Origin of the sequence: Photobacterium leiognathi (assembly GCF_030685535.1) — a bacterium.
Lineage (GTDB): Bacteria > Pseudomonadota > Gammaproteobacteria > Enterobacterales > Vibrionaceae > Photobacterium > Photobacterium leiognathi.
In genome coordinates, this window is record NZ_CP131601.1 from 1,549,855 (window position 1) to 1,563,203 (window position 13,349).

General features: G+C 40.2%; 12 protein-coding genes. 6 read left to right on the plus strand and 6 right to left on the minus strand.

Annotation, left to right across the window (positions count from 1 at the left end):
* Nucleotides 1–98: 98 nt before the first annotated feature.
* Nucleotides 99–1,307 carry a NupC/NupG family nucleoside CNT transporter gene (locus Q7674_RS14240; RefSeq protein ID WP_045062937.1) on the plus strand — a complete coding sequence of 403 codons (1,209 nt, stop codon included), beginning with the start codon at nt 99–101 and terminating at the stop codon, nt 1,305–1,307.
* A 151-nt stretch (nt 1,308–1,458) separates the two neighbouring features.
* On the opposite strand, the gene Q7674_RS14245 is transcribed toward Q7674_RS14240, so the two are convergent.
* The 3 genes from Q7674_RS14245 to moeA form a co-directional block, all read right to left on the minus strand.
* Nucleotides 1,459–1,965, minus strand: a complete 507-nt coding sequence (locus tag Q7674_RS14245) for a DUF2059 domain-containing protein (RefSeq protein ID WP_008986964.1) — start codon at nt 1,963–1,965, stop codon at nt 1,459–1,461.
* Between the two features lie 187 nt (nt 1,966–2,152).
* A complete protein-coding gene (moeB, locus tag Q7674_RS14250) occupies nt 2,153–2,923 on the minus strand; it encodes a molybdopterin-synthase adenylyltransferase MoeB (protein ID WP_045062936.1) in 771 nt (256 codons plus the stop codon).
* Nucleotides 2,924–2,938: 15 nt separating this feature from the next.
* A complete protein-coding gene (gene moeA / locus Q7674_RS14255; RefSeq protein ID WP_045062935.1) occupies nt 2,939–4,174 on the minus strand; it encodes a molybdopterin molybdotransferase MoeA in 1,236 nt (411 codons plus the stop codon).
* 302 nt (nt 4,175–4,476) lie between these two features.
* On the opposite strand from moeA, the gene folE reads away from it, so the two are divergent.
* Both folE and Q7674_RS14265 read left to right on the plus strand, forming a co-directional pair.
* Nucleotides 4,477–5,130 carry a GTP cyclohydrolase I FolE gene (folE, locus tag Q7674_RS14260; protein ID WP_045062934.1) on the plus strand — a complete coding sequence of 218 codons (654 nt, stop codon included), beginning with the start codon at nt 4,477–4,479 and terminating at the stop codon, nt 5,128–5,130.
* Between the two features lie 158 nt (nt 5,131–5,288).
* The gene (locus Q7674_RS14265; RefSeq protein ID WP_045062933.1) at nt 5,289–6,236 is read left to right on the plus strand and encodes a LysR family transcriptional regulator; all 948 of its coding nucleotides are present in this window, start codon (nt 5,289–5,291) and stop codon (nt 6,234–6,236) included.
* Nucleotides 6,237–6,302: 66 nt separating this feature from the next.
* On the opposite strand, the gene Q7674_RS14270 is transcribed toward Q7674_RS14265, so the two are convergent.
* Entirely contained in the window at nt 6,303–7,109 is an 807-nt protein-coding gene (locus tag Q7674_RS14270) for a YjjW family glycine radical enzyme activase (protein WP_008986969.1), read from the minus strand.
* Nucleotides 7,110–7,183: 74 nt separating this feature from the next.
* Complete coding sequence (locus tag Q7674_RS14275) at nt 7,184–8,728, minus strand: YjjI family glycine radical enzyme (protein ID WP_045062932.1); 1,545 nt, start codon at nt 8,726–8,728, stop codon at nt 7,184–7,186.
* A 122-nt stretch (nt 8,729–8,850) separates the two neighbouring features.
* Between Q7674_RS14275 and Q7674_RS14280 the strand changes: the two genes are divergently transcribed.
* From Q7674_RS14280 to Q7674_RS14290, 3 genes are all read left to right on the plus strand, one after another.
* Entirely contained in the window at nt 8,851–9,108 is a 258-nt protein-coding gene (locus tag Q7674_RS14280; protein ID WP_008986971.1) for a putative hemolysin, read from the plus strand.
* A 378-nt stretch (nt 9,109–9,486) separates the two neighbouring features.
* Complete coding sequence (locus Q7674_RS14285) at nt 9,487–11,244, plus strand: L,D-transpeptidase family protein (protein WP_305424075.1); 1,758 nt, start codon at nt 9,487–9,489, stop codon at nt 11,242–11,244.
* A gap of 163 nt (nt 11,245–11,407) precedes the next feature.
* Entirely contained in the window at nt 11,408–12,136 is a 729-nt protein-coding gene (locus tag Q7674_RS14290; RefSeq protein ID WP_305424077.1) for an HAD family hydrolase, read from the plus strand.
* A 63-nt stretch (nt 12,137–12,199) separates the two neighbouring features.
* Here Q7674_RS14290 and Q7674_RS14295 read toward each other — a convergent pair whose 3' ends face one another.
* A complete protein-coding gene (locus tag Q7674_RS14295) occupies nt 12,200–13,165 on the minus strand; it encodes a TerC family protein (RefSeq protein WP_045062930.1) in 966 nt (321 codons plus the stop codon).
* Nucleotides 13,166–13,349 lie beyond the last annotated feature (184 nt).

The window sequence follows — 13,349 nt, forward strand, 5'->3', positions numbered from 1 at the left end:
GATGTAGCGATAACAAATGTGCTACAAGGTGATATTGATTGGATTTTTAATGTAAATACAATGCAACCCTCTTTTGGGTAACAACAAAATTTCATTCAATGATTGCTCTATTAGGTATATTTGTTCTACTTCTTATCGCGTTTCTTATTTCAACAGATAAAAAGCGTATCCCTGTAAAAATGGTTAGCATTGCATTTGCACTACAAGTGTTATTTGCGTTGATCGTGCTTTACATTCCTGCTGGTAAGTCAGCACTACAAGCAGTAAGTAACGGTGTTACTTATGTAACTGATTACGGTAAAGATGGCTTATCATTTTTATTCGGTGGCTTAGCAACAGGCAGTATCGGCTTTGTATTCGCTGTTAACGTTCTGGGTATTATCATCTTCTTCTCTGCACTGATTTCTATGCTGTATCACGTAGGTATTATGCAAAAAGTGGTCAATGTGTTCGGTGGAGGCTTGCAACGTATCCTAGGTACAGGTCGTGCAGAATCATTGTCTGCAGGGGCGAACATCTTTGTTGGTATGTCAGAAGTGCCACTTGTGATCAAACCGTACCTAAAATCAATGGATGATTCTCAACTGTTTGCTGTGATGACATGTGGCTTAGCCTCGGTTGCAGGCTCTACTATGGTCGGTTACGCAGCAGTAGGTGTAGACTTGAATTACCTGATTGCAGCAGCATTTATGTCAGCACCTGCAGGTTTATTGATGTCGAAAATCATTATGCCACCAAGTGAGAAAAAGCTTTCTGCTGACGAAATCACTAGTGTTGAAATCCCTAAAGCAACCAACGTAGTAGAAGCGTTAGCAGATGGTGCAATGTCTGGTCTTCGTATGGCTGTGACAATCGGTGCAACCTTGATTGCATTCATTAGTGTGATTGCACTGTTTAATGGTTTGTTAGGTGATATCGGTGAGTTCTTTGGTATTCAAGGCTTAACATTCCAAATGCTAATTGGTTACTTGTTTGCACCTGTTGCATTATTACTGGGTATTCCAATGAGTGAGGCGGTAACGGCGGGCTCGTTAATTGGTCAGAAAGTCGTAATGAACGAATTTGTGGCTTTCATTGACATGATGAAAGTAAAAGATGCGTTATCACCACATTCATTAGCTGTTGTTACTTTTGCACTGTGTGGTTTTGCCAACATCACAACACTAGCAATTCTAATTGGTGGTATGGGCAGCCTAATTCCTGAGCGTCGTCCATTCATTGCGAAATATGGTATCCGTGCTGTTGCTGCTGGTGTACTAGCAAACCTAATGAGCGCAGCGATCGTAAGCATCATCTTGTTAATGTAATAACGCTTCGCTGAACATAAAAAAGAAAGCCGACTGAGCACTTAGTGACAGTCGGCTTTTTGCTATTTAGATTTCGCCAGTCTTTATTTTTGTTTGAGCTTGCGAAACCGTTTCTTTACCAAATAACAGCTCTAACATGGTATGGATGCGTTTACTTAATACCTTCTTCTTTAAATCGCTTTGTTATACGTTGTTGAATTTTAGGTCCCAGTTTTTTACCAAACTCTTGTCCAACTAACATGCCTTCTTGGTTGATAAGTGGCATTACTCGAATTAACTTTTTGCCAAATTCTGTATTGTTAATTTCAATCATTTTTCGCAGTTCATCTTCTGTGAAATGCTTATTGTAGATTGGGTACATCATGGTTTTGAAGCTGTCGTTAATTACAAACTCTTCATCCATGATGTTGCTGATTTCTTCTTCCACAATATCAAAAGCTTTGGGATTAATGTCGGGTTTAGACTGCTTTAAGATCGTCGTCATTTGTTGAGTAAACAGATCTGAATATTGTTTACCAACGGCAACGGCCGATTGTCCTGTTTGTGCGAGTAGTTTATCAATCAGTAGCTTTTTCGAGGCTGGAATGTCACTCGTGGTTGCTGAAACATTAAATGACAGCGCAAGCAAGGTCGCTGCTATGATCTTTTTACTAAACATGTTCATCCCTTGATTTTTATTTTGTATTAACGTGTTTTAGCAAAAAAATGCATGAGATATAAATTTGGGAGTGAGTTGTGTGAAACTGATCGGTTGGGGGGATGAAGAGTAGAGGATAGGTAAGTGGTGACGAATAAAAAGAATGACCGCTGTATACACTATTGAGCCGTATATACAGCGGAAAAGATCAGTTAGCGCAAACAGAACAACTTGGTTGCGTCATTAGCTTCATTTCACGCCAGCTCATTGATAACGCATCTAACATTAATAGTTTGCCTGTTAGTGGTGTACCCATGTTGGCAACAACTTTAATAGCTTCCATCGCTTGTACAGCACCCACAATGCCAACTACTGGTGACATAATGCCTGCTTCAACACAGCTTAAGGTTTGTTGACCAAATAGGGCGCTTAAACACTGATAACAAGGCTCGTTATCTTGGTAAGCATACACACTGATTTGACCTTCCATGCGGATTGCTGCACCAGAGATCAGCGGTGTTTTGGTTTTAAAACATAGGCGGTTAAGTTGATTTCGGGTATCAACGTTATCGCTACAGTCTAAAACGATGTTGTGGTTTTCAATCAGTGGCAGTAGTTCTTCGTCAGATAAGCGTTTAGCAATGGTATCAACCGAAATATAAGGGTTGATACGGCATAATGCCGCCTGGGCTGAATTGACCTTTAACATGCCAACGGTAGCATCGTGATGAAGCACTTGGCGTTGAAGGTTTGAAACCTCAACTTTGTCATCATCAATTAAGGTTAATTTACCTACGCCAGCGGCTGCTAGATATTGGGTTGAAGCGCAACCTAAGCCGCCTGCACCAAGTACCAACATCGACGAGGCTTTTAACGCTTCTTGTCCGTCAAAATCAAACTGACGCAAAATAATCTGGCGGTTATAACGCAGCATTTCATCATCAGTCAGTTCAACGTTATTAATGTTATCTGTTGTCATCTGAAATACCGTTTCTTAGTACAGAGTGTGGTTGAAGATTTCGATAGTCACATCTTCACCTGCTTGTACACGACCACGCTCTTGTTCTAATACCACAAAACAGTTTGCTAGGTGCATGGAACTAAACGCACCCGAGCCTTGATTACCTGTAGTTGCCACTTCAAATTGACCTTCAGCATTAATGCTGTAAATACCACGTTGGAAATCAGTACGACCCGGACGTTTTTTAAATAGGGTAGTAGCTTTCGCTTTTACACGTACAGGTGGTTGGTATTGGCTGTTACCAGCAAGTTTTGCCAGCATAGGCTGTACTAATTGATATAGCGTGAGCATTGCAGATACTGGGTTACCCGGTAGGCCACAGAACCATGCGTTGTTGATTTTGCCAAATGCAAAAGGCTTACCCGGTTTCATCGCAATCTTCCAGAAACCGATTTGACCTTCTTGATCTAAAATATCTTTGGTGTAATCCGCTTCACCCACACTTACGCCACCTGAGGTGATTAATACATCCGCTTCTGTTGAACCTTTAAGGAAAGCGTCACGCAGTTTTTCAGGGCAATCAGGAATAATACCAAGATCAAGTACTTCACAACCGAATTTTTCCAGTAAAGCACGAATACCGTAACGGTTGCTGTCGTAGATTTGACCTGCTTCTAATGTTTCACCAGCCGGGCGTAGTTCATCACCTGTTGAGAAGAAAGCCACTTTTGGTCGGTGAAATGCTTCAACCTGTGCAATACCTAATGATGCTAACAGCGGCATTTCACGAGCAGTTAAACGAGTACCTGTTACTAGCACTGTTTCACCAAGGCTGACATCATCACCAATAGGGCGTACGTTATCGTTCGCTTTGGGTTTGATATTAAACGTGATGTTATCGCCATCAACAGTCGTTTCTTCTTGCATGATCACGGTATCAGTACCTGCAGGCATTTCAGCACCCGTCATAATACGAATACATTGACCCGCTTGGCATTCACCTTCAAATGGAATACCAGCAAAAGATTTTCCTGCTAATACTAGCGTATCTGTGCTTGTTAAATCTTCAGCACGTAGGGCATAACCATCCATTGCAGAGTTAGCGAAAGGCGGCACATTAATTGGTGAAAGAATATCTTGTGCTAGCACTAATCCCATCGCATCTGCTAATGCAACCGTTGACGTTTTGGTTAAAGGTGAAACTTGCTCAAGAATGTTATTAATTGCAGTTTCAACGGGCATAAGGCCTGGTACGTCGCAGCATCCCATAGTGGTATCCATCTTTTTATAGTTGAATCATAGTGGCTCTGGATTACTATCAATAGTCATAGATAGAAATATTAATAATACTTCAGAGCCCAGAGAAAATAGTATCTTTCATTATATTACCCTTTCTTAACAAGGGCTGTAAGAGATTGATTATGCCAAAATTAGACCAATTGGACTAATCCCTATTAAATGGGAGGTGTAATTATTTCCATTTGGGGGTATTCTTCGTATGTTTTTAGCGCTGGCAAGCGAAAACAGGCTTGTTTTATTGCATTTCAGCCTGTGCCAGTTGGAGGAAAAGAATGACAGCATTAAGTGAATCTGCAGTACTAGTTCGTGATGCATTAGCAGCCCGTGGTCTTGAAACCCCAATGGTTGAACAAGATGTTAGCCGCGAAGAGAAAAAAGAAAAGATTGAATACCACATGCGTGAGGTCTTATCGTTACTCGCGCTTGATCTGACTGATGATAGCTTGGTTGAAACCCCGCACCGTATTGCAAAAATGTACGTTGATGAAGTGTTTTCTGGCTTGGATTACACGAACTTCCCAAAAATCACTGTCATTGAAAATAAAATGAACTGTGATGAGATGGTGCGTGTTAAAGACATTACATTAACCAGTACTTGTGAACACCACTTAGTGACTATTGATGGTAAAGCAACCGTTGCTTATATTCCTCGTGGTAAGATCATCGGTCTATCTAAAATTAACCGTATTGTTCGCTTCTTTGCGCAGCGTCCACAAGTACAAGAGCGTTTGACACAACAAGTGCTTGTAGCATTGCAAACGCTACTTGAAAGTGATGACGTTGCTGTCACCATTGATGCAACACATTACTGTGTCAAAGCGCGTGGTGTAATGGATGCAACCAGTGTGACAACAACGACGGCGCTGGGGGGTATTTTTAAGAAGAACTCTGCAACTCGTGCTGAGTTTTTAAATGGAATTCGTTAATTACTGATTTGAAATGATTGAGTTGCTGAATTTTAAAGCAAAAATAGACAACTTTATTAGTAATTTAGCAAAAATGCTGGTCGATGATTGACTGGCATTTTTTTTATCTCATACTGAGGCTGCTGTCATATTCTTGACTTGTTTGATAAAGGTCGCACATGGATTTAATTAAGCTTTCCCGTATTAGCATGAAACATTTGATCACTTTGCATGTGATGCTAGATACCTTAAGTGTGACGGCGTGTGCTGAACGACTTTGTGTTAGCCCATCTTCGGTAAGTAAAACACTGAGTCAGCTGCGTGATAACTTAAATGATGAGTTATTTTATCGTCATGGTAATAAGTTGATCTCAACACCGTTGGCGCGTCGGTTAGGGCCAACAGTGCATCAAATGATCAGCGATATGAATCAGATCATGACCAAAGAATCATTTCAACCTGAAAACTATGAGGGTGGTTTTTCACTGGCGATGCGTGAAAGTACCTTTGAACTGATTGCCAGCGGTTTGCATTCCCATGTATTAAAGCAAGCACCTAATGTACGATTAGATATTTGGTCTAAAGACAGTATTGGTTTTGATGGCTTAACCAAAGGGATGCTTGATTTTGTGATTCTTCCTCATGATTTAAGCCAGCCGCCGTTAATGCAAAATAATTTGGTATGGCAAACCCTGTTTACTGATGAAATGATTTGCTTAATGGCACACGATCACCCGCTGGTGGATAAAATGCTGACACTAGAAGATTATTTAAATTGCGGTCATATCGGGATTTTGGACAGCGATTTAAGTGTGCCATTTTTTGAAATGCAATTAGCCCAACAACATAGAAAACGTAAAGTCGTAGTGAATGTCGCTGATTTTGGTGGTGCAGCGACTATGTGCCATAACAGTGATTTATTGTTTACTTGTTCACACCGTTGGGCGAATACCGCATTGCAATCTAAAGCGCTGGTACAGAAACCGTTACCGTTTAACTATGGCAAAGTGGCTTATAGCCTTGTTTGGCATCAACCAAGTATGAACGATCCTGCCGTGCGTTGGTTGCACCAGCAGATCCTTGATTTTTGTGGTGTGAAAGAAGACGCTAACGTAGAGCAGGCTTAAAAAGTAACTGTTGCTGTAGTATTGAGTAACGACAGCAACAGTTATGATTATTGAATTAGACTGTGATTAATACATCGCAGGTAGCACGATATTTTGTACCCCACGTTGCGCTAACTCATTGTGGAAATGATCAATTTCTTCCTTGCTACATTCATCCCAATTAAGCGCTTCACCTGTCACACCATGGTGTCTAAAGGCATTAAGCTTTATCGTTACGCTGTCTGAAAACGGACGTAAGAAACGGGACACTTGTTCTATATGCTCGATGAAATCCGTTTTATCTGGAATATGAAGTAACCTTATCTCATGTAACTTATTGTGAGAATGTAGGAAATTCATAGTTTCAAATACACGGTGGTTACTTCTGTTCGTTAACCAATGATGGGTTTCATCATGCCATGCTTTGAGATCAATCATCGCCCCATCTAAATAAGGTAATAAGTGTTTCCAGCCTGTTGTACCTAAACTACCATTACTGTCGATCATGCAGGTTAAATGCTTCAATGAAGCGGTTGTTTTAACCAATCTAAAGAGCGCGATAATAAAGGGTAAGTGTAATGACGCTTCACCACCTGATACGGTAATACCATTAATAAAAAGCCGATTTTCTTGGATCTTTTCAATTAATTGCGAAACTGAAATAGATTCCGTTTTTGGGCTTGCTTGTTTAGGGCACACCTCAATGCATTTGTCGCACTCTGTACACGCTGCTTTATTCCAAATCACTTTCGGTTTGTTATCAATGTATTCTGTTTGAAGAGCCTGTGTAGGGCAGTGCTCTACACAGGCTGTACAATGATTACATACCCCAATGGTTTGGGGGTTATGACAGTTTTTACAGTTGTAATTACATCCTTGAAAAAAGATAACCATTCGGTTGCCAGGTCCATCTACGCATGAAAAATTTAGAATTTTACTGATAGAGGCTGAAATCATTATTTAAACTCTTACTTATTACCTACTAGTTGTTCAAATTTTGGCATTTGCTCGTGGCTTAATACCCTTGGCAAACGTTGTAAAATAGCGGTTTGCTCACTCGCTTCCGAACCTAACCATGTGGTATTGGTGCGCGAGCCTTGTTGTTTAAACTTAGCGACATCTGAAAGCTTGATCATATAGCCTGTCACACGTACTAAATCATTAGAATGCACGTTGGCAGTAAACTCTCTAAAGCCCATACTTAATGCACCTTGGCATAATGCAACCATGGCTTGTGGGTTTTGTTTTACTGTTTCATCAATTGTTAGAATGTCACTGATCCCTGATAGGTAGTATTTATGGTGTGCAGCTAGAGCTTTCACGTGAGTGACTGGATCGGGCTCATTGCCATAAGGAATACGAATACCAGGAGTCACGTCTTGGTCGCAGCTAATACCACCTTGTGAATGCAGTAATGCACGTTGTTTATAACCGTATTTCACTGGGGTGTTAGTGACAATGTCACTTAGTAATTCAGTAATAGCTAATGCTAAGTTGTTTGCCACATCACTGTGACCATATTGCTCTGTTGAACCTGACTTTTCTAAAAGCAGATTAACGGCTTCAGCCATGCCATAAATACCGAACATTGGTGCAAAGCGTGCTTCTTCAATTAAACCTTCTTGTACTAAGAAGCTATTAAAGAAATTCGATTCTTCATGTAAGAACGCTGAACGAGCGTCAATAAGACCAAAGGTTAACTGGCAGTAGTGAGGCAGCACTTGCGTTAAGAAATCATCTGCATCCAATGCTTTTTTCGCTGCTTCTTTTAAATTCAAGCGTACTAATGTATTCGCACCACCAGCAAGTGGAAGTGAGTTATAGCAACTTACAATGCCAAAACCTTGCTCACCAAAGGTGTATTTAAACATCGGATAATTTGCAATGTGTGGCTTGCTGCATTCACAAATGTTTTTACAAGCTTGCTCAAGCAATGATGCTGGCGTGATCTCTGCGTCATACATGAAGGTCAAATTCGGTGCGACTTGCTTAAGCTCAGCATCAATTTTTAAAATTGTACGGCAGATAATATTGTCATTAGGGCCAATATTGGCGTGCATAAAGGCATCTGGCAAAGTGCGATCTAGCATGATCCAGAAGTTTCTTAATTTCTTATAAATGCTCGCTTCATCTTCATTGTTAACAAATGGTAACAATAAATCATCAAGCTGACCGATATATACAGGATGGTTAGTCACTGACGGAACATGATGATAAATAATCGTCAGTGCATTTAACGCGTCGTCCAGATCTTTTGCAGGCTCCAGCTCTAAATAAGCAGAACCTTGCTGGAGGTATTTTGCATAGTCCGGTAGCACGTAACGAGGTTTGAAAGGCGCATTACCTTCAAAGATGTCGCAGATAACACCTTCATTTTTAGCAAGTAAAATTTCGTCACTTACAGACATATAGTCTACAATTGCCTCAGCTTCTAAAGAGAGAAACAACGTTTTTTGCTTAGGGCTTAATGTAGGTGAAGTAATAATCTGTTTTATTTTTGATTGTGATGACATTGCTCGTAACCGTACTTGTTATTTTATTGCGGCACTTTAGACGAGATATGTTATTTCCAGAAGTGAAAAAGAATTAATATAGCTTTTCCAAAAAGGAAAACAGAAGTAGAAGGATAATCAGTATGAAAAAGTGGGCACTTTTATTATCAGTTGTTGGCATGACAGCAGCGCTAGCAGGCTGTAATAAAGAAGAACCAAAGCAGCCTGAGCAACCAAAAAAAGAAGCGATTGGTATGGCGAATCCTGCCTCTGTTTACTGTGAAGAGCAGGGCGGTAAACTTGAGATTAAAAAAGAAGAGAAAGGTGATGTGGGCTACTGCCACCTAGCTGATGGCAAAGTAGTTGAAGAGTGGGAATTCTACCGCGAAAACAACAAGTAAGTTTGTTTTTTGAGCAATATTGTAATTTAATCGCGTTAAAATGTAGCATAACTCGCAGTATTAAATATTTAAGATAAATGGTGTTTTTATGAACACCATTTTTAATACTCTTTTTTTATCTTTAAAAATCAATGTTTTATTTTTTATGATTTGAGCTTATCCAACATAAAAAATCTTGATATGGGATAATTAATATTTAAAGTTGCGTTATTTGAATTGTATCGTGATTGAAAATTTGTCTAAATATGCAGTTATCGGCTTTACTAAAGACGATATCGTTTGTGTACCGTATGTATGAGCGTTACTTCAATTAATGTGCGTTTGGTTATTTAAATACGGATATCTGTCTTCTTTTATTAGATAAGGATCGCTTTGAAGATGTTTAATCCTCAGCGTGTTGGCACCCAACGTTTCAGCAAGCTTCTTGCTTTCTCTTTGATTCTTCCTGGTAGTGCATTTGCGGTTGAATCGACAACACCTGTAGCACCACATAGCTATGTTCAAATCACTGGACCTGAAGAGTCAGTAGCTATTCCACCTGTAAGCGACAGAGAAGCGCCTGTTAGTACTGGTACCGTTGATTGGTCTTCTTTGAATAACCAAAGTGTATTAAGTACTAGAACCTTATGTGCTGATGCGGTCAGTAAGGTGTGCTTTAAACCTCAAATTGAACAAGCTTATGCCGAGAATAAGTTTTACCCAATTTGGCACGATAAAGCCCTACGAGATGAATTCGAATTACAGCTAAAAGCCGTTGCTGATACAAAAATGTTGCCAGGTCTTGCGCAGCGTATTTCAGAAATGGAGAGGCTAGAAAACGAACATAATGATCAAGCTTACGATCTGTTAGCGACAGATACGTACTATGTGTACCGTGCATTCCAAAATTACATTGCTACACATCGTAACGTATTGTTCCTATCAAAGCAGGTGCGAATGAGTAAGGTAATGACAGATTACGCGTCAGGCGTAGATGCTTACCCGATGACATTAGCAAAGCTTGAAACACTTCGCCCAGGTTACATTGCGTTCAAACCGACGATGGATGCGGTAGCTAAATACCAGAATTTACCTGCACATACGTTAAAAGCATCTGACTTTACTCGCGTTTACCGTAAAGGTGACACTCTGCCTCACGGTCATGAGTTAGTAAAAGTGCTTTATACGCTAGGTGATATGGATCAAGCGCACTATGATCATTTATCTCATCAAGCAAAAATCACTAATACGGGTGCTGTTTTTGAAAGTTTAAAGACATTCCAAAAGCGTCACGGTTTATCAAGTGATGGTATTGTTGGTCCTGCGACTGTTCAGCAGTTAGTGATGCCATATAACGAGATCGCTCGTCGATTAGCTTTAAACACATTACGTGTGGCGTCGTTAAACAAACATGCAGAAGGTCGTCCACATATTTGGGTAAACATTCCTAACTACAAGCTAGAAGTGTACGATAAAGGCAATGTTGTATTTGAGTCTAAAGTGATTGTTGGTCGTGACACTCGTCCAACAAACTTATTCTCATCTTCAATCACAACGATGGTGGTGAACCCTTACTGGAACGTGCCAATTACGATCAAACAGCACGATGTGATCCCTAAGGTTAAACGTAATATTGGTTATTTAAAGCAGCATAATATGCAGATCTTAAATAGCTGGCGTGATCGCACAGTGATTAATCCAACTAGCATTAATTGGTCAGCGGTTAATCCAAAAACGTTCCCACATGAGTTCCAGCAAGGCCCTGGTCCACACAACTCATTAGGTCGTGTTAAGTTCTTAATGCCTAACGATTACGCTATTTTTCTACATGACACGCCAGCTCGTGGTCTATTTAGTAAAACTAAGCGTGATTTAAGCTCTGGCTGTGTGCGTGTTGAGCGTGCTTATGACTTAGCAAACTATGTGATTGACTACCAAAACCGTGGCAATATCCCAACGTTTAAGAAAATGCTAGATGCAGAAAAACAAAAGACGATCAGCTTATCTAAGCGCATTGATGTAGATTTTGTATATCTAACAGCTTGGGTTGATCATGATGGTATGGTGCAAATGCGCGAAGATATTTACGGCTATGATTCACCAAGCCCAAAACCAATTAAAAACAAATTCATCACAATGAAAGACTTTAAACATTAATTTGTTGAAGTAGTAAGAAGCCAGCACTAGATTGCTGGCTTTTTTGTATACAAAATCAGTGATATTCGTCAATCCGCGTAATTTATTTTACGTTTAAACTATTTATCATAAGTTTTGCTAGGTACTATTGATCTGCCTGTAATCGATAACAAAGAAGGTGAATGTGTTAAAAGCTATTTTTCTTGATATGGATGAAACCTTATGTGCCACTTCTTTGGCAGATAAACATGCTGTCGGACAATTGAAGTTATACGTTGCGGATTTATACCCTCAGTTAGATGCTGATCTTTTCTTAGAACGTTACGTTGCAGGGGTATATAAAAAACTAAATGATGAATTACCTGAGTTAGTACCTCTACTCAATGACGAGCTGTACTTCCGTCAGAACTTGATCATCGTATTATTTAAAGAGCAGGGTATCGATTTACCTTTTGACTCAGCCGTTGCAATTCAAGCGTGTTTTGATCAGTCAAGAATGTCAGGGTTTGATTTCTTTCCTGGTATGAAAGACGCGCTGGTGGCACTACGTAAAGCCTATAAGCTGGTGGTGATCACTAATGGTCCTGTGTTCTCTCAGCACCCAAAGCTTGCGACAACAGAAATGCAGCAATATGTTGATCATATTATTGTGGGTGGGGAAGAGCCCGAAGAAAAGCCTGCATTGAGTATTTTTGAGAAGGCGTTAGGTTTAGTTGGATGTAAACCTCATGAAGCAATCCATATGGGCGATTCATTAGCTGCTGACATTGCGAGTGCAAACAATGCCGGCATTAAGAGTATTTGGGTTGATACGCAAAAAGAAGCGGATCATCAGCAGCTTGTTTATATTAAGCCTGATTTTATTGTTGCTAACCCGGTAGAGTTAACTGAGATTGTCGCTTCATTGGCTTAATTCAGAATCCAGTTTATAGATACAAAAACGCCACAGATTAGCTGTGGCGTTTTTTGTTAATCATTAGTTTTGATGATCAGCACTTGGTTCATCATCATTACGCGTTTTCCATAATGACGCACCGATTGCGATTGAGATAGTCAGTACAATCACACATAGTGAAACCGTTGTTGGGATCGCCCATGCTGTGCCCACCAATAGCATTTTCAAGCCAATGAAGCTTAGGATAAATGCTAGTGCGACACGTAGGTAACAGAAGCGTGTTAGCATGCCTTCTAGAACAAAGTACAGTGAACGTAAACCAAGTAGGGCAAATACGTTAGCTGTAAATACTAGGAACGGCTCACGTGTTACTGCAAATATCGCTGGGATAGAATCCAATGCAAACATCACATCTGTTAATGCAATAACTGCTACGACAACCAATAGTGGTGTTGCTAACCAGCCTTTATCGCCTTTAACAAACATCTTATGGTCGTGGTAATCGTCCGTTACTTTGAAGAAACGTTTAACAATACGCACAGGTAGTGCATCAGAGAAGTCTTCTTGCTCTTCTTCATCTTCTTTCCATAGCTTGAAACCAGTGTATAAAAGGAAAGCAGCGAAGATGTACATCACCCAGTGGAAGTCTTCAAGTAGCTGTGCACCCACAGCAATCATACCGCCACGAAGCAATAGCGCACCAACAACACCAAGCATTAGTACACGTGGGCGTAGACGCTCTGGTACCATAAATTGACCAAAGATCAGCGCGAACACGAATAAGTTATCAACACTTAATGATTTTTCTAATAGATAGCCAGTCACAAAAGCAGTTGCCGCTTTGGTATTACTGTAGGTGCTATCTGGTGCCATTAATTGCCAGTTGAAGTAAATAAACACAGCAAATAAGAAGGCGAGTAAAACCCAAAATACACTCCAAATTGCTGCTTTCTTTATAGATACTTTGCCGCCACGGGTTTGGTATAGATCTAATGCAAACATTAACACTGTTAAAACAGCGAACCCTTCGTAACTAAAAAGGCTCATAGAATTTCTCCTAAAAATCGACCTTGGGTAATAACCTTTGCAGTACAACGCAAACTGTATTGGCGCTTTATGAATATGATCGATACACCAATAGCAAGAGGATGATACAGCTTTACAACAAAGGTTATCGCATAGGGATTAAAACACGGAAGGCATGGTAAAAGGGTGTTTCACAATAAACCTC